The 16,487-nt window shown below is 74.7% G+C and carries 13 protein-coding genes and 1 pseudogene; 9 read left to right on the top strand and 5 right to left on the bottom strand.

Going from position 1 to position 16,487, the window contains the following annotated elements:
• The first annotated feature begins 71 nt into the window (after window positions 1–71).
• From hflX to LGQ04_RS14500, 3 genes are all read left to right on the top strand, one after another.
• Window positions 72–1,619: a GTPase HflX gene (gene hflX, locus LGQ04_RS14490; RefSeq protein WP_229244645.1), complete on the top strand. Its 1,548-nt coding sequence runs from the start codon at window positions 72–74 to the stop codon at window positions 1,617–1,619.
• A gap of 76 nt (window positions 1,620–1,695) precedes the next feature.
• Window positions 1,696–3,816, top strand: a complete 2,121-nt coding sequence (locus LGQ04_RS14495; RefSeq protein WP_372470082.1) for an ATP-dependent DNA helicase — start codon at window positions 1,696–1,698, stop codon at window positions 3,814–3,816.
• Between the two features lie 26 nt (window positions 3,817–3,842).
• The gene (locus LGQ04_RS14500) at window positions 3,843–4,862 is read left to right on the top strand and encodes an L-lactate dehydrogenase (RefSeq protein WP_229244646.1); all 1,020 of its coding nucleotides are present in this window, start codon (window positions 3,843–3,845) and stop codon (window positions 4,860–4,862) included.
• A 60-nt stretch (window positions 4,863–4,922) separates the two neighbouring features.
• On the opposite strand, the gene lexA is transcribed toward LGQ04_RS14500, so the two are convergent.
• Window positions 4,923–5,651, bottom strand: coding sequence for a transcriptional repressor LexA (gene lexA, locus LGQ04_RS14505; protein ID WP_229244647.1), 729 nt, complete (start codon window positions 5,649–5,651; stop codon window positions 4,923–4,925).
• 501 nt (window positions 5,652–6,152) lie between these two features.
• On the opposite strand from lexA, the gene LGQ04_RS17835 reads away from it, so the two are divergent.
• Window positions 6,153–6,410, top strand: coding sequence for a LysM peptidoglycan-binding domain-containing protein (locus LGQ04_RS17835; protein WP_229244648.1), 258 nt, complete (start codon window positions 6,153–6,155; stop codon window positions 6,408–6,410).
• A gap of 339 nt (window positions 6,411–6,749) precedes the next feature.
• A pseudogene (nrdR, locus tag LGQ04_RS14515) lies at window positions 6,750–7,238 on the top strand (transcriptional regulator NrdR); the annotation flags it as partial.
• A gap of 96 nt (window positions 7,239–7,334) precedes the next feature.
• Here nrdR and LGQ04_RS14520 read toward each other — a convergent pair.
• The gene (locus LGQ04_RS14520) at window positions 7,335–8,384 is read right to left on the bottom strand and encodes an aldo/keto reductase (RefSeq protein WP_229244649.1); all 1,050 of its coding nucleotides are present in this window, start codon (window positions 8,382–8,384) and stop codon (window positions 7,335–7,337) included.
• A 136-nt stretch (window positions 8,385–8,520) separates the two neighbouring features.
• Between LGQ04_RS14520 and LGQ04_RS14525 the strand changes: the two genes are divergently transcribed.
• Entirely contained in the window at window positions 8,521–8,712 is a 192-nt protein-coding gene (locus LGQ04_RS14525) for a DUF5302 domain-containing protein (RefSeq protein WP_229244650.1), read from the top strand.
• Between the two features lie 71 nt (window positions 8,713–8,783).
• Here LGQ04_RS14525 and LGQ04_RS14530 read toward each other — a convergent pair whose 3' ends face one another.
• The 3 genes from LGQ04_RS14530 to LGQ04_RS14540 all read right to left on the bottom strand — a co-directional run bounded on the left by LGQ04_RS14530 (window position 8,784) and on the right by LGQ04_RS14540 (window position 12,907).
• Entirely contained in the window at window positions 8,784–9,218 is a 435-nt protein-coding gene (locus LGQ04_RS14530) for a pyridoxamine 5'-phosphate oxidase family protein (RefSeq protein WP_229244651.1), read from the bottom strand.
• Between the two features lie 90 nt (window positions 9,219–9,308).
• Window positions 9,309–10,508, bottom strand: a complete 1,200-nt coding sequence (gene serA / locus LGQ04_RS14535; RefSeq protein WP_229244652.1) for a phosphoglycerate dehydrogenase — start codon at window positions 10,506–10,508, stop codon at window positions 9,309–9,311.
• 101 nt (window positions 10,509–10,609) lie between these two features.
• The gene (locus tag LGQ04_RS14540) at window positions 10,610–12,907 is read right to left on the bottom strand and encodes a HelD family protein (protein WP_372470083.1); all 2,298 of its coding nucleotides are present in this window, start codon (window positions 12,905–12,907) and stop codon (window positions 10,610–10,612) included.
• Between the two features lie 126 nt (window positions 12,908–13,033).
• On the opposite strand from LGQ04_RS14540, the gene LGQ04_RS14545 reads away from it, so the two are divergent.
• The 3 genes from LGQ04_RS14545 to LGQ04_RS14555 are packed head-to-tail and all read left to right on the top strand — an operon-like array spanning window position 13,034 to window position 16,433.
• On the top strand, window positions 13,034–14,371 hold the full coding sequence (locus tag LGQ04_RS14545) for a PP2C family protein-serine/threonine phosphatase (RefSeq protein ID WP_308016413.1): 1,338 nt from the start codon (window positions 13,034–13,036) through the stop codon (window positions 14,369–14,371).
• Window positions 14,368–15,996 carry a sensor histidine kinase gene (locus LGQ04_RS14550; RefSeq protein WP_229244654.1) on the top strand — a complete coding sequence of 543 codons (1,629 nt, stop codon included), beginning with the start codon at window positions 14,368–14,370 and terminating at the stop codon, window positions 15,994–15,996. The genes LGQ04_RS14545 and LGQ04_RS14550 overlap by 4 nt, the downstream gene beginning before the upstream one ends.
• On the top strand, window positions 15,993–16,433 hold the full coding sequence (locus LGQ04_RS14555; RefSeq protein ID WP_229244655.1) for a response regulator: 441 nt from the start codon (window positions 15,993–15,995) through the stop codon (window positions 16,431–16,433). The genes LGQ04_RS14550 and LGQ04_RS14555 overlap by 4 nt, the downstream gene beginning before the upstream one ends.
• Window positions 16,434–16,487 lie beyond the last annotated feature (54 nt).

Raw genomic sequence — 16,487 nt, forward strand, 5'->3', positions numbered from 1 at the left:
CGCGTGCCACGCTTGTTCCACGAGAGGACGGCGGGTGCCGTCCTGCCAGGACCCCGGACGGAAGGCGGCACATGACCCAGACCCCTGCGAACCCCACGACGGCTCGGAGCGAGCCGGCCGACGCGCCGCGGGACATCGCGAGCGACGTCGTGGCACGGGTGCTCGCACGGGCCGGGACGGCGCGCGCCGAGGGCGGCACGGTCCACGCGGAGCACGACGGCGACCAGCTCGACCTCGCCGAGCGTGCGTCGCTGCGGCGCGTCGCCGGGCTGTCGACCGAGCTCCAGGACGTCACCGAGGTCGAGTACCGTCAGCTCCGGCTCGAGAAGGTCGTCCTCGTCGGGCTGTGGAGCCCGTCGTCCGACCCGCGCGAGGACGGCGCCGCGACGAGCGCGGTCGAGGCCGAGGTCTCGCTGCGCGAGCTCGCCGCCCTCGCCGAGACCGCCGGGTCCCAGGTGCTCGACGGCCTGCTCCAGCGCCGCGCCAAGCCCGACCCCGGCACCTACCTCGGGTCCGGCAAGGCGGAGCAGCTCGCGGAGATCGTCGCGGCCAGCGGCGCCGACACGGTCGTCGTCGACGGCGAGCTGGCCCCGTCCCAGCGCCGCGCGCTGGAGGACATCGTCAAGGTCAAGGTCGTCGACCGCACCGCGCTGATCCTCGACATCTTCGCCCAGCACGCCAAGTCCCGGGAGGGTAAGGCCCAGGTCGAGCTCGCCCAGCTCGAGTACCTCCTGCCGCGCCTGCGCGGCTGGGGCGAGTCGATGTCCCGCCAGGCGGGCGGTCAGGTCGGCGGCGCCGGCGCGGGCATGGGGTCGCGCGGTCCCGGTGAGACGAAGATCGAGCTGGACCGGCGGCGCATCCGCAACCGGATGGCGAAGCTGCGCCGCGAGATCGCGGCGATGGCCCCCGGACGCGAGACCAAGCGCTCGTCGCGCAAGCGGCACGCGGTCCCGTCCGTCGCGATCGCGGGCTACACCAACGCGGGCAAGTCGAGCCTGCTCAACGCGATCACCGGCGCCGGCGTGCTCGTCGAGAACGCGCTGTTCGCGACCCTCGACCCGACCGTGCGGCGCACCCGCACGGAGGACGGGCGCGTGTACACCCTCGCGGACACCGTCGGGTTCGTCCGCGCGCTGCCGCACCAGCTCGTCGAGGCGTTCCGCTCGACGCTCGAGGAGGTCGGGGACGCCGACCTGCTCCTGCACGTCGTCGACGCGTCCCACCCCGACCCCGAGGGTCAGATCGCCGCGGTCCGCCACGTCCTCGCCGACATCCCGGGCGTCGAGGACGTCCCCGAGGTCGTCGTGCTCAACAAGGCCGACGTCGCCGACCCCGAGGTCGTCGACCGGATCCGGCGGCGCGAGCGGCGCACCGTCGTCGTCTCCGCGCACACCGGCGAGGGGATCGAGGCGCTGCGCGCCCTCATCGCCGACGAGCTCCCGCGCCCCGACGTCGCGATCGACGTCGTCGTCCCCTACTCGCGCGGTGACCTCGTGCACCGCGTCCACACCGAGGGTGAGATCGACCACGAGGAGCACACGCCCGAGGGGACCCTGCTCCGCGGACGCGTCGCCGAGGCGCTCGCCGCCGAGCTCGCCGGGGCCGCGGCCGGCGCCTGAGCACCTCGACCGGGCGCCCGTCCACAGGGCGCCCGGCCACCGGGGCGACGTCGGGGTCCGACCGTAGACTCGGCGGGTGCCCCCCGTCCCGCCCCTCGCCGCCCGTGCTCCCGACGACGCGCCGCAGGAGGGCGCGGGCACCCGGGACGCCGCGTCGCTCGCGGGCGTGCCGGACGTCGACGCGCTCCTCGACCTCGCGGTCGGCCGCCTCGGGGGAGCGCGCCGCGACGGGCAGCACCAGATGGCGCGCGCCGTCGCGGGGTCGATCGGGAGCGGCGAGCACCTCGTCGTGCAGGCCGGCACGGGCACGGGGAAGTCGCTCGGCTACCTCGTGCCCGCCGTGCGGCATGCCGTCGCGACGGACGAGCGCGTCGTCGTCTCGACGGCGACGCTCGCCCTCCAGCGCCAGGTCATCACGCGCGACCTCCCGCTCGTCGCCGAGGCGATCGGCACCGAGCTCCCGCGCCCCGCGTCGATCGCGCTCCTCAAGGGCTGGCACAACTACGTGTGCGTCCACAAGGTCGCCGGCGGGTACCCGGTCGACGAACCGACGCTCTTCGACCTCCCCGGCGAGTCGGGCGGCGCGACCGACCACCCCTCCGCCCGGACCGAGAGCGGGGCGACGGCGTCCCTCGGCGAGCAGGTCGTCCGCGTGCGCGAGTGGGCGCAGGACACCCCGAGCGGGGACCGCGACGACCTCGTGCCCGGCGTGAGCGACAAGGCGTGGCGCCAGGTCTCGGTCACCGCGCTGGAGTGCCTGGGCCAACGGTGCCCGCTGCTCGCCGAGTGCTTCCCCGAGAAGGCGCGCGCCGCCGCGCGCGAGGCCGACGTCGTCGTGACGAACCACGCGATGCTCGGCATCGCGGCGATGGGCTCCCCGGGGGTGCTGCCCGAGCACGACGTGCTGGTCGTCGACGAGGCCCACGAGCTCGCCGACCGCGTGACGGCCGCGGCGACGGTCGACCTCTCGGTCCCCGCCATCGAGGGAGCCGCGCGGCTCGCGCGTCGGCACGGCGGCGTCACCACCGACCTGCTGGACGCCGCGTCCGCGACGTTCGGCGGGGTCGTCGGGTCGCTGCCCGCCGAGCGCTTCCCGGACGGTCTGCCCGACGGCGCCCGGGACGCCGTCGCCGCCGTGCGCGACGGCGCCCGCGAGGTCCTCTCGCGGCTCAAGCCCGAGACCGGTGCGACGAAGCCCGCGACGCCCGACACCGGCCTGAAGATGGCCCAGTCCGCGATGCTCCAGCTCTTCGAGATCGCCGAGCGCATGGCGGCCGACCCCACCGGTCACGACGTCCTGTGGTGCTCGCGGCCGGGCGAGGGCGGCTGGGCCGGGGACCGGTTCGGCGACGGAGCGAGCCGCCTCCACGCGGCGCCCCTCGGCGTCGCCGGCCTCATCCGGACGCACCTGCTCACCGAGCGCACGGGGGTCTTCACGTCGGCGACGCTCGCGCTCGGCGGCGCGTTCGACGCCGTGGCGCGCTCCTTCGGGCTCGGCACGGCGGGGTCCGAGGAGGAGAAGCCGCCGCCGTGGCGCGGGCTCGACGTCGGCAGCCCCTTCGACTACCGGCGGCAGGGCATCCTCTACGTCGCGAAGCACCTCCCGACACCCGGGCGCGAGGCAGCGACCGAGCACCAGCTCGACGAGATCGCCGCGCTCGTCGAGGCAGCCGGTGGCCGCACGCTCGGGCTCTTCTCGTCGCGTCGCGCCGCCGTGGCCGCCGCCGAGGCGATGCGCGAGCGCCTCGACGTGCCCGTGCTGTGCCAGGGCGACGACCAGCTTCCCACCCTCGTGCGCCAGTTCGCCGACGACCCGGCGACGTGCCTGTTCGGGACGCTGTCCCTGTGGCAGGGCGTCGACGTGCCGGGCCCGTCCTGCCAGCTCGTCCTCATCGACCGCATCCCGTTCCCGCGCCCCGACGACCCGGTGCGCTCGGCGCGGGCGCGCGCGGTCGAGGCCGCCGGGGGCAACGGCTTCATGCAGGTGTCCGCGACGCACGCGGCGCTGCTGCTCGCCCAGGGCGCCGGCCGCCTCGTGCGCTCGACGAGCGACCGGGGCGTCGTCGCCGTGCTCGACCCGCGCCTCGTCACCGCGCGCTACGGCACCTTCCTCACCCGGTCCATGCCGGACTTCTGGCAGACCACCGACCGGGAGGTCGCCACCGGTGCGCTGCGCCGCCTCGTCGCCCTAGGCTGAGGCGAACCCACCGAGACGGAGGCGCGATGACCGACGCAGGCACGACCCCCTCGCCCGTTGCGGGCCCGGCGGGGGACCCCACACCGCCGCGACCCGGGGCACGCACGACGAAGCTCGCGATCGTCGGGGCGGGCGCCGTCGGCTCGACGCTGGCGTACGCGGCCCTCATGCGCGGTGCCGCGCGCACGGTCGCGATGCTCGACGTCAACCGGCCGAAGGTCGAGGCCGAGGTGCTGGACCTCCAGCACGGGATCCAGTTCATGCCGATGGCGCGCGTCGAGGGGTCGGACGACGTCGCCGTGTGCGAGGGCGCGGACGTCGTCGTCGTGACCGCGGGCGCGAAGCAGAAGCAGGGCCAGACCCGGCTCGACCTCGCCGAGGGCACGATCGGCCTCATGCGCACCATCCTCCCCGGGCTGGTGGACGTCGCGCCGGACGCGGTCTACGTCATGGTGACCAACCCCGTGGACATCGTCACGTACGCGGCGCTCACGTTCTCCGGCCTCCCGCCCGAGCGGCTGTTCGGCAGCGGCACCGTGCTCGACTCGTCGCGGCTGCGGTTCCTCGTGGCGCAGCACTGCGGGGTCGCGGTGCAGAACGTCCACGCCTACATCGCGGGCGAGCACGGCGACAGCGAGATCCCGCTGTGGAGCTCGGCGACGATCGGGGGCGTCCCGCTGCTCGAGTGGCCCGGGATCGCGGGGCACCCCCCGCTCTCGGCGGACACGCGGGAGGAGATCGCCCGCGAGGTGGTCCAGTCCGCGTACCGGATCATCGAGGGCAAGGGCGCGACGAACTACGCCGTCGGGCTCGCGGGCACGCGCATCATCGAGGCGATCCTCGACGACGAGCACCGGCTGCTGCCCGTCTCGACCCTGCTCGACGGCGACTACGGGCTGGACGACGTGTGCCTGTCCCTGCCGACCCTCGTCGGCCGTCACGGCGCCACGGAGCGCGTCGAGGTCCCGCTCTCCGACGCGGAGCTCGCCGGCCTGCGGGCCTCCGCCGACTCCCTGCGTGCCGTCGCCCGGCGGTTCGGGCTGTAGCGAGCGCAGGACGGCACGAGGGCCGGTGGTCGTCGACCACCGGCCCTCGTGCGTCGTCCGTCAGAGGCTGCGCAGCACCGACACGACGCGCCCGAGGACCTGTGCGTCGTCCCCGACGATCGGCTCGTACGCCGGGTTGTGCGGCATGAGCCACACGTGCCCGTCGGTGCGCTTGAAGGTCTTCACCGTCGCCTCGCCGTCGATCATGGCCGCGACGATCTCGCCGTTCTCGGCGACCGGCTGACGCCGCACGACGACCCAGTCGCCGTCGCAGATCGCCGCGTCGACCATCGAGTCGCCCTGGACGCGCAGGAGGAACAGCTCGCCGTCGCCGACGAGCTGACGCGGCAGGGGGAACACGTCCTCGACGACCTGCTCGGCCAGGATCGGTCCGCCGGCGGCGATGCGTCCCACGACGGGCACGTACGAGGGCGCCGGGTGGGCCTCGTCCACGGACGCCGCGTGGGAGCGGGCGGGGGAGCGCTCGACCGTCCGTGAGTCGTCGGGCTGGACCACCTCGATCGCCCGAGGGCGGTTCGGGTCGCGGCGCAGGAAACCCTTGCGCTCGAGGGTCGTGAGCTGGTGCTTGACGGAGGAGGGGCTCGTGAGACCGACGGCCTCGCCGATCTCGCGCATGCTCGGCGGGTAACCCCGCTGGTCGACGCACGAGCGGATCGTCTCGAGCACCAGGCGCTGGCGCGGCGTGAGCCCGTCACCGCCCGCCGTGCCGTCGGGGAGCTCGCGCACCTCGGCGAGCCTGCCGCCCGACTCCCTGCCACGTCCCGCCATCGTCGTCTCCGCCCTCGTCGCCTCGTCGCCTCGCGGTCGCCGGCCCGTGGTCCGCCGCCCTGCCGTCGGTGCGCGTGGTGCCGTCGCCACGTGGCCGCGGGACATGTCCGGCGAACCGACCTGCCCCCAGGCTAGGGGAGAGGGCGCCATGAATCAAACATGTGTTCGAGGAACGCTCGACCGTGTCGGTGAAACGTGATAGACCTTCGTACAGACGTTCGACGTACACGTGTTCGACCCGGCGAGGGTCGACGACGAGCCCGCGAGGTCCGGGCGACCGGGGAAGGCGCCCGGGCCGCGCGCGGTGGAACGGAGGGACCGATGATCGGCACGGCGGTCGACAGCTGGACGGGCGGCACGGCATCCGAGGGTGTGCGAGCGCGCGAGCCCTGGACGCGTCACGGCGGCTCGACGGGAGGCCGGGGCGAGGATGAGGCGTCGACGCGCGCGCCGCGGCGCGACGGGTCGGGGCCGCTACGCCTCACGCGGCGGGGGCGCGTCGTGGTCGCTCTTCTCGCCCTCGCGGTGTTCCTGCTCGTCGTCCGCGTGGGCGCGGCGGTCGCCGGGCAGCCCGGCGAGCCGGTGGAGGTGCGCGTCCACGTGGTCGCGGCCGGCGAGACGCTCTGGGAGCACGCGAGTGCGGTCGCCGCGCCGGGAGAGGACGTCCGTGACGTCGTGGCCCGGCTCGCCGAGCTCAACGAGCTCTCGTCGACGGGTCTCGTGGCAGGGCAGCGCCTGCTCCTGCCCGTGGGCGACTGAGCGCTCGGGCGTGGGGCGCGGGTGACGTGCCTCACGGAGTCGTGGCCAGGGCTTGCCACGGCGAGTGAGGTGGGCCTAAGTTAGTGTCACCTCACACGCCGGGCTGGGGGGCCGGGCGAGAGGTGAGCCGCTGCATGCGGCTCGGAGCACGTCGACGCGCACGAGGCGAGTCGTCGCGCGTGATGGGGACGGGGGCGTCCCGGCGGGGGCGACCGGAGAACCGGTCGCCCCCGTCCTGCTGCCCGGGGTGTCGACCACCTTGCACCCACCCGGTGCCGCGGCATACTTTCGACGCGCCGGGCACCGGGTGCTCGCGCCCGTCCCCGGAGGAGAGCTGCCATGCACTGCCCGTTCTGCCGTCACGCGGACTCCCGAGTCGTGGACTCGCGCACCTCCGACGACGGTGCTTCGATCCGTCGCCGCCGTCAGTGCCCGCAGTGCCAGCGACGGTTCACCACGGTCGAGACGGCGAGCCTGTCCGTGGTCAAGCGCTCCGGCGTCACCGAACCGTTCTCGCGCGAGAAGATCGTCAACGGCGTCCGCAAGGCGTGCCAGGGTCGTCCCGTCAACGAGGACGACCTCGCCCTCCTCGCGCAGCGCGTGGAGGAGACCATCCGCGCGAGCGGCAGCGCCGAGCTCGACGCCTACGAGATCGGCCTCGCCATCCTCGGACCGCTGCGCGAGCTCGACGAGGTCGCCTACCTGCGGTTCGCGAGCGTCTACCAGGCTTTCGACTCCCTCGAGGACTTCGAGAGCGCGATCACGTCGCTGCGGGTCGAGAACGCGGAGCGCGACGCGGCACGCGCAGGCGACGGTGACGACGGCGCAGCGGCCGACGGCCCCGAGGGCGGCGTTGTCGACGGTGACGGCAGGCGTGGGGAGGGCGCGGCGCCCGCGCGACGTGCGGACGCCGCCGACCCGTCCTCAGAGGTCGCTGGAGCGTGACGCCCAGAGGTTGATCCCGGTGTCGACCGGGATCGCGTCGACCGCCCGCAGCTCCTCGTCGCTCAGCGGCGGTGCGTCCAGTGCCGCGAGGTTCGCGTCGAGCTGTCGTACGGAGCTCGCACCGACGAGGACCGTCGTGACGCGCGGGTTGCGCAGGGCCCACACGAGGGCCGTCGCGGCGAGCGTGCGGCCCTGCGCGCGGGCGAGCCCGTCGAGGTGCCGCACGCGCTCGAGGTTCGCCGGGGACAGGTACTCGGGTCGCAGCGGTCCGCCGCGCGCGGCGCGGGAATCGTCGGGCGTCCCGTGCAGGTACTTGTCCGTGAGCATCCCCTGCGCGAGCGGGGAGAAGGCGACGACGCCGAGACCGGCCTCGCCCGCGACGTCGAGCACGCTCCCGGCGTCGGCGTCGGGCTCCTCGATCCACCGGTTGAGCATCGAGTAGGAGACCTGGGTGACGGCCAGGTCGATGCCCAGGTCGGCTGCGACGCTCAGCGCCTCGCGGGTGCGCCGCGCGGAGTAGGACGAGATGCCGACGTGGCGCGCGCGTCCCGACCGGACGGCCGTCGCGAGCGCGCCGACGGTCTCGGTGAGCGGCGTCGTCGGGTCGAACCGGTGGCTGTAGAAGATGTCGACGTGGTCGACGCCGAGGCGGCGCAACGACGCGTCGAGCGAGGCGAGGAGGTACTTGCGGGACCCGCCCTCCCCGTAGGGCCCCGGTCCCATCCGGTAGCCGGCCTTCGTCGTCACGACGAGCTCGTCGCGCACGGGGCGCAGGTCCCGGGCGAGGAGGCGACCGAACGACTCCTCGGCGGCCCCTCCGGGCGGGCCGTAGTTGTTCGCGAGGTCGAGGTGCGTGACGCCGCGGTCCACGGCGTGGAGCACGATCTCGCGCTGCGTCGCGACGGGGTCCGCCTCGCCGAAGTTCTGCCACAGCCCCAGGGACAGGGTCGGCAGGGTCAGGCCGGACCGGCCGAGCCGGCGCTGGGGGACCCCCGGCGTGGGGGGCGAGGGCGACGGTTGCGTGGGCACGGTCACGACGCTACCCGAGGGTGCTCCTCGACCGGGCGGAATCAGGTGGCGTCCCGGGCCTCGGCAGGGGAGGCTGACGGCAGGGCCCGCACGGCGGTCCCGTCGCACCACGCCCCCGAGGACGAGGAGACACGCCATGGCGTCCGACCAGCAACGATCCGCCGAGACCGCGCCGAGCGAGGAGGCCAAGGCGAAGTTCCGCGAGGCGCTCGACCGCAAGAACGCCGCGCGGCACCGCACGGCCGACGGCGAGACCAACACGGGGTCGGTGCACGGTTCGGAGACCGTCGGTCCCGTCCAGCGCACCTTTCGCCGCAAGTCCGGCTGAAGGTCCGGCCGAGCCCACGCCCCGGCGACATGTGACCGAGGCTGCGACCCCGTACCGGGTCGCAGCCTCCGTCACGTGTCCGTCGTCCCGTGCGGCGCGAGCCGGAAGCGCCGGCCCGTGACGTCGTGCGCGGCGACCGCCACCCACTCCTCCGTGGGGACGTCGACGACGGGGACGAGCGGCGGCCCGACGCGCTCCTCGGCCTCGACCTGCTCGGCCGTCTCGAGGCGTCGGGCCGTACCCCGCACCACCACGCTCCAGGCGGTGCCGTCGGAAATGCCGTCCCACTCGAGGGCGACCCGGTCGTTCGTCACGAGCGTCGCGAGCTTGGTCCCGGGCACCATGCGGAAGACGAGGGTGTCGTCGTGCGCCCGGACGGTCACGGGGAAGATGTCGGGCTCGCCCCGCACGCTCACGGCGAGGCGTGCGACGTGCGTCCCGGCGACCAGCGCCCTGCACGCGGGCTGGTCCAGCACCTCGACGGGGTCCTCCGTGTATCCGGTCATGCTCCATCGTGGCGCCGCAGGGCCCGGGGACGCAGGGAGCGAAGGTCCCCCGGCCGGGGGACCTTCGCTCCGTGAGGCGCGTCGGCCTGCTCAGTCGAGGACGCGCAGGGCGATCGTCTGCTCCATGCCCGCGAGGGCGTCGACGACGGCCCGGTCCACGCGCGCGCCGACGTCCGTGACCACGTAGCCGAGGTCGCCCCGCGTCGCGAGGAGCTGGCCCTCGATGTTGGTGCCGTGCTCGGCGAGGGTCGCGTTGACCGCGGCGAGCACGCCGGGGGTGTTGCGGTGCAGGTGCGTGATCCGCGTGATGCCCGTGGTGTGCTCGAGCGCGAGGTTGGGGACGTTGACGCTCAGCGTCGTCGACCCGGTCGTCAGGTAGTCGCGCAGCTTGGCGGAGACGAACTGGCCGATCGACTCCTGCGCCTCCTCCGTCGAGCCGCCGATGTGCGGCGTGAGGATGACGTTCGGCAGGCCGCGCAGCTCCGAGTGGAACGAGTCGCCCTTGCGCTTCGGCTCCTCGGGGAAGACGTCGACCGCCGCGCCCGCGACGTGGCCCGCGAGGATCGACTCGCGCAGCGCGTCGTAGTCGACGACGAACCCGCGCGACAGGTTGAGGAAGATCGAGCCCGGACGCATGCGGGCGAACTGCTTCGCGCCGAACATGCCCGCGTTGCCCTGGCGCCCGTCCACGTGCAGCGTGACGACGTCCGCCGTCTCGAGGAGCTCGTCGAGGGTGTCCATGCGGCGCGCGTTGCCGAGGGCCAGCTTCTCGGCGGTGTCGTAGAAGACCACGGACATGCCGAGGTTCTCCGCGACGACCGACAGCTGCGTGCCGATGTTGCCGTACCCGACGATGCCCAGGGTGCGCCCGCGGACCTCGTGCGCACCCTCGGCGGACTTGTCCCACACGCCGTCGTGCAGCGCGCGGTCGCGCTCGGTGAGCCGGCGCGTCAGGGCGATGATCTCGGCGAGCGCGAGCTCGACGACGGAGCGCGTGTTCTGGAACGGGGCGTTGAACACCGCGACGCCCTGCGTCGCGGCGGAACGCAGGTCGATCTGGTTGGTGCCGATGCAGAACGCCCCGAGAGCCATGAGGTCGGGAGCGTTCTCCAGGACGTGCGCGGTGACGTTCGTCTTGGACCGGATGCCGAGCAGGTGGACACCCTGGAGGGCGTCGACGAGCTCGGACTCGTCGAGCGCGCCGGTGCGGACGGTGACGTCGATCCCCGCGGCCTCGAGGTTCGAGGCGGCGAGCGGGTGGAGGTTCTCGAGGAGGAGGGCGCGTAGCACGTCTCCATGGTGCGCCCGTCCCAGGGCGCGGACCAAACGGGTCTTGACCCTCGGGACGAGCCGACGGCGCTGCGCGGCGGCCGGGCGGCCGCGTCGGGGGGTCAGCCCGTCGCGCTCCCGAGCCCCTCGGGCAGGGGGCCGTGGTGCACGACCACGAGCCGCTGGGTCGGCCGGGTCATCGCGACGTAGAGGTCCGAGTCGCCCGACACCGCGGCGGCCACGCGCTCCGGCTCGACGAGCACGACGGCGTCGAACTCCAGGCCCTTCGCCTGGACCGGGTCGAGGACCACCACCGGGGCCTCGGGGTCGTCGGGACGCTCGCCCGTGAGCGGTCCGAGCTGCGCGCGCAGCCGGGGCACGTCCGTGTGCGCGGCGACGACGGCCACGCGCCCGGCCCCGGCCGCGACGAAGGCGTCGCGGGCCCGCTCCGCCTGTTCCCGGACGGCCGGGCCGACGTCCTCGGGCGTGCCGACGGTCACGACGCGCAGCGCGTCGGGGACGTCCCGGGCCGAGCGCAGCGGCGAGACGGGGAGCCCGGCGCGTGCGGCCACCTCGCGTGCGGTGTCCGCGACCGAGGCCGGCGTCCGGTAGTTGACCGTCAGCTCGGCGAGACGCCAGCCGTCGCGCAGCACCGGGTCGAGCGCCGAGGCCCAGTCGCGCGCACCGGCGGGGGACGACGTCTGCGCCACGTCGCCCACCACCGTGAACGAGCGCGTCGGGCACCGCCGCACGAGCATCCGCCACGCCATCGCCGACAGCTCCTGCGCCTCGTCCACGACGACGTGGCCGTAGGTCCAGCTCCGGTCCTGCGCGGCGCGCTCGGCCGTCGTGAGACGCGGGCCGCTCGTCGAGAAGCGGTCGGCGAGCACCTCGGCGTCGACGATGCCCCCGCCCGCCCCGCTCGACGCGAGCACCTGCCGGGCGTACTCCAGGTCCTGGGCGCGCTGCGCGGTGCGTGCCGCCGCCTCGGCCCGGGCGGCCTGGTCGTCCTCGCCGAGGAGCTCGGCGGCCTCGTCGAGCAGGGGCACGTCGGCCGGCGACCAGGGCGCCCCGGGCTCGCGCGCGAGCAGGCGCCGGTCCGCCGCGGAGAGCTCGGGCGCGGCCTCTGCGAGGCGGTGCGGCTTGGTGTACAGGTCCTCGACGAGCCGCTGGGGCGTGAGCGGGAACCAGGCGAGGTTGAGGGCGACGCGCACGTCGCGGTGCGCGCGCAGGTCCTCCAGGACGAGGGCGCGGTCCTCGGCCACGAGCGGCTCGCCGAGCCGCGCCGCGTACTGGTCCGCCAGGCGCGCGAGCATGTCGCGGACGAACGCGACCCGGGCGAGGTTGTGCGGCTTGTGGGTGCGGCGGGCCTTGGCGATCGCGTCCCGCACGTCGCGACGTCGCACGAGCAGGTCGTGGCCGTCGATCCGGACGGGCACGTCGCGGGCCGGGACGCGCTCGCGGGCGCGCACGGCACGCCGCACGACCTGTGCCATCACCGCGCGGCCCTTGACCTCGGCGGACCGCGGGTCCTCCTCGGCCCTCGCGACGACACCCGGCACGAGGTCCGCGACCGTCGTGCTCACCACGCCCGTCTCGCCGAGCGACGGCAGGACCTGGTCGATGTAGCGCAGGAAGGAGTGGCTCGGCCCGACGAGCAGGACCCCCGAGCGTTCCAGCACGCGCCGGTGCGCGTAGAGCAGGTAGGCCGCGCGGTGCAGCGCGACCGCCGTCTTGCCCGTCCCGGGACCGCCCTGCACGACGAGCGCACCCGCGAGCCCGGACCGGATCACCGCGTCCTGCTCGGCCTGGATCGTCGCCACGATGTCGCCCATGCGCCCGGTGCGCCCCGCGGCCATCGCCGCGAGCAGCGCGCCCTCCCCGGACAACGTCGACGCCGTCACGTCGTCGGACGCGTCGAGGTCGAGCAGCTCGTCCTCGACGCCGGTCACCTCGCGCCGGACCGTGACGAGGTGCCGACGGCGCACGACCCCGTCCGGGTGCGCGGCCGTCGCGCGGTAGAAGGCCTGCGCCGCCGGGGCGCGCCAGTCCGTGAGCAGGGAGGTGTGCTCCGCGTCGGTCAGGCCGAGCCGGCCGACGTAGCGGCGGGTGCCGTCGTCGAGGTCGAGGCGACCGAACGCGAGCCGGTCCTCCACGGCGTCGAGCTGTGCGGCGCGGTCCTCGTAGAGCGTCGCGAACGCGTCGCGCTCGCTGCGGTTCTGCGGCGACCCCGACGGGCCGGACCGTCGCACCTGCGCCAGCCGGGCGCGGGTCGTGCGCCGCAGCTCGTCGAGGCGTGCGTAGAGGGTGTCCACGACCTCCTGCTCGAGCCGGAGCTCGTCGATGCGTCCCACGCTGTCCCTTCGTCCGCGCTCGGCCGCCGCGCCGGGCGTGCCCCGGCTCGCGACGCGGCCGTCCATTATGGCGCACCCCGGCACGCACGAGGACGTCCCGCCCCCGGACGGGCGCGCCGCCCGCGCTCCGTGGCGGGTCGGCCGCGTCCCGCTAGGATCGGGGGCCATGGCGACCAGTGGGGTGCGGGCGTCGTGACCGGGCAGGACCGGCACGTGCCCGCGGCGAGCACGACTCCCGGCGCGTCGGGCGCCCGGGCCGGGGCGGGGCTCACGGCCCCCTCGCCGGCGGTCCTCGCCCCCACCGACGTGCTGCACATCCTCCTCGTCGAGGACGACGACGGCGACGCGGTCCTCGTCGAGGAGCTCCTCGCGGACGCGAGCCTCAAGGTCGAGCTGCACCGTGCGACGACGCTGGACCTGGCGATCGAGACCCTGCCGGCCCGACACGTCGACTGCGTCCTCCTCGACCTCGGGCTGCCCGACTCCGTGGGGCTCGGCGGCGTCGAGCGACTGCGTGCCGGGACGAGCCCGCCCGCGCTCGTCGTGCTCACGGGCCACTCGGGGATCGACCTCGGCGTCCAGGCGGTCGCGGCCGGTGCCGACGACTACCTCGTCAAGGGTGAGGTCGACGCCGACCTGCTGGGGCGCTCCGTGCGGTACGCCGTGCAGCGCCGCAAGTCGGAGGAGCAGCAGCGGGCGCTCTACCGCAGCGAGGTCCGGGCGGCCGAGACGACCCGGCTCGAGCGGGCGCTCCTGCCGACCCCGCTCGTCGAGGACGAGCGGCTCGCGGTGATGGTGGGCTACGTCCCCGGCGGGAACGGGCTCCTGGGGGGCGACTTCTACGACGCCGTGGAGCGTCCGGACGGCTCCGTGCTGTGCATCGTGGGCGACGTCGCCGGCCACGGCCCCGACGAGGCCGCCCTCGGGGCGACGTTGCGCACGGCCTGGCGCACCCTCGTGCTGTCCGACACCGAGCCCGCCGACATCCTGCCCCTCCTGGAACGCGTCCTCGTGCCCGAGCGAGCCCGGCCGGAGGTCTTCGTCACGCTGTGCCAGGTGGTCGTCGACCCCGCCCGACGCCGCGCCGACCTCTACCTCGCGGGTCACCTCGCGCCGCTGCTCCTCCAGGACACCGTGACGGAGGTGGTCCCCCGGGCGCGCGGGCGGGCGCTGGGGATCCCGGTCACCGGGGGGTGGACGGCTCAGCCCGTCGAGCTCGGCGGGCGCTGGGCCCTCATGCTGTACACCGACGGCCTCGTCGAGGCGACGCTCGCCGGGTCGGGCACCGCGCCCGCGGGCCGGCCCGAGCGGATCGGCGCCGACGGCCTGCGCCGGGTCGTCGACGAGGCGCTGCGCGACGGGGGCACGGACGGCGTCGTGGAGCGCGTGTTCCGGCGTGTGCGGGACCTGCACGGCGGTCCGCTCGCCGACGACGCCGCGCTGCTCGTCGTCGGCTGGGCGGGCGACGACTCCGTCACGCCCGCCGAGCGCACGGCCACCCTCGCCGACTCCGACGAGTGGGCCCGGTGAGCGCGGGGCGCCGCGCCCCGACGCTGCGTCGTCGGCTCGGCTGGGCGCTCGTCGTGGCGGGCGTGATCGTCCTCGGCGTGGTCACGACGTCGGCGGTCGCCCTGTCCCGCGTCCTCACCCTCCAGGAGCAGATCACCGGCCCGTACTTCGAGGCCGTCTCGAGCGCCGACTCCGCGTTCGTGGCCCTGATCGACGCCGAGTCGGCACTCCGGTCCTACGTCGCGACCGGCGACGAGACGGCGCTGGAGGCCTACGGGCGGGCGATGGGCTCCGACACCCTGCTCGACGGCGCCGACCCCGGACGCCTCGACGCGCTGGCCCCGGACCCCGAGCTGCGGGGTGCGGTCGACGACGCGGTCGACGCGATCGGGGTCTGGGTGGACGAGTTCGTCCAGCCTGCTCTCGTCACGACGCAGCGCGAGGGCCCGGGCTCGGTGACCGTCACCGAGCGCGCGCAGGGCCTCGCGCTGTTCGCGGACGCGCGGGCCGCCGCCGGGACCTACGTCGACGAGCTGCGCGAGCACCGCGCGGAGGCCGTCGAGGCCCTCGACCGGTGGAGCAGGGTCCTGTTCGGCAGCGTCCTGGTCCTGGTGGGCGCCGCGCTGGCCGTCGGCATCATCCTCTGGGTGTGCCTCGAGCGGTGGGTCACCGACCCCCTCGCGCTCCTCGCGCACCGCGTCCGCCGGGTGAGCTCGGGACGGCTCGACGAGCCGGTCGTCACGTCCGGTCCCGCCGAGATCGCCGACCTCGCGCACGACGTCGAGCACATGCGCGTCGAGCTGGTCGACCAGGTGGCGCAGATCCGGGCGTCGCACGCCGACGCGGCGCGTTCGCACGCTCTCCTCGAGGAGCAGGCGAACGAGCTCGAGCGGTCCAACCGCGATCTGGAGCAGTTCGCGTACGTGGCCTCCCACGACCTCCAGGAACCGTTGCGCAAGGTCGCGAGCTTCACGCAGCTGCTGAAGAAGCGCTACGGGGGCGAGCTCGACGACCGCGCCGACCAGTACATCGACTTCGCCGTGGACGGCGCGAAGCGCATGCAGCGCCTGATCCAGGACCTGCTGGGGTTCTCGCGGGTCGGCCGCACGGGCACCGAGCGGGTGGACGTCGACCTGGAGTCGACCCTCGAGACGGTCCTGTCGGACCTGTCCGAGGCGCTCGCGGCCGCGGGGGCGACCGTCACGCACGACCCGCTCCCCACCGTGGTGGGCGAGCAGGCGCTCCTCCAGCAGCTCCTCGCCAACCTCGTCGGCAACGCCGTGAAGTTCCGCTCGCCCGACCGCGCCCCTGTGGTGCACGTCGGTGTGCTCGCGCACGACACGCACTGGGAGATCTCGGTCGCGGACAACGGCATCGGGATCGACCCGCAGTACGCGGAGCGCGTCTTCGTCATCTTCCAGCGGCTGCACGCCAAGGACGTCTACGAGGGGACGGGGATCGGGCTCGCCCTGTGCAAGCGCATCGTCGAGTACCACGGGGGGCGCATCTGGATCGACCCGCGCGAGGGCGGCACGACGGTCCGGTTCACGCTCGCGCACGCGTACGTGCACGCCCAGGTCGGCTACGCTCGGCCCGAGCACGGTGCCTCGCGCACGGGCCACGACCACGAGGAGACCTCTGCATGAGCCACGGCACCAAGCCCATCGACGTGCTGCTCGTCGAGGACGACCCGGGCGACGTGCTCATGACGCGCGAGGCCTTCGAGGACCACAAGGTGACGAACCGCCTCTCCGTCGTCTCCGACGGGGTGAGCGCGCTCGCGTTCCTCCGCAAGGAGGGCGAGCACGCCGACGCCCCGACCCCGGACCTCATCCTGCTCGACCTCAACCTCCCCCGCATGGACGGGCGCGAGGTGCTCGCCGAGCTCAAGGCGGACGACGCGCTGCGCAAGATCCCGGTCGTCGTGCTCACGACCTCCGAGGCGGAGGAGGACGTGGTGCGCAGCTACTCGCTCCACGCCAACGCGTACGTGACGAAGCCGGTCGACTTCGACCGCTTCATCGACGTGGTCCGTCAGATCGACGACTTCTTCGTCTCGGTCGTCCGGCTGCCCGGGCGCTGACGGGAAGGTTCTCCCGCGTCGGCGCGTTGTCACCACAGGCGCCGGCCCGGCACG

Origin of the sequence: Cellulosimicrobium marinum, assembly GCF_020551945.1 — a bacterium.
Lineage (GTDB): Bacteria > Actinomycetota > Actinomycetes > Actinomycetales > Cellulomonadaceae > Cellulosimicrobium > Cellulosimicrobium marinum.

Bases quoted from the DNA above. Each gene is read 5' to 3' on its own strand.
- LGQ04_RS14525 (WP_229244650.1), top strand. From the start codon at position 8,521: ATGGCGTCCGACCAGCAACGATCCGCCGAGACCGCGCCGAGCGAGGAG.
- hflX (WP_229244645.1), top strand. From the start codon at position 72: ATGACCCAGACCCCTGCGAACCCCACGACGGCTCGGAGCGAGCCGGCC.
- lexA (WP_229244647.1), bottom strand. From the start codon at position 5,651: ATGGCGGGACGTGGCAGGGAGTCGGGCGGCAGGCTCGCCGAGGTGCGC.
- LGQ04_RS14530 (WP_229244651.1), bottom strand. From the start codon at position 9,218: ATGACCGGATACACGGAGGACCCCGTCGAGGTGCTGGACCAGCCCGCG.
- LGQ04_RS14555 (WP_229244655.1), top strand. From the start codon at position 15,993: ATGAGCCACGGCACCAAGCCCATCGACGTGCTGCTCGTCGAGGACGAC.
- LGQ04_RS14540 (WP_372470083.1), bottom strand. From the start codon at position 12,907: ATGGACGGCCGCGTCGCGAGCCGGGGCACGCCCGGCGCGGCGGCCGAG.
- LGQ04_RS14500 (WP_229244646.1), top strand. From the start codon at position 3,843: ATGACCGACGCAGGCACGACCCCCTCGCCCGTTGCGGGCCCGGCGGGG.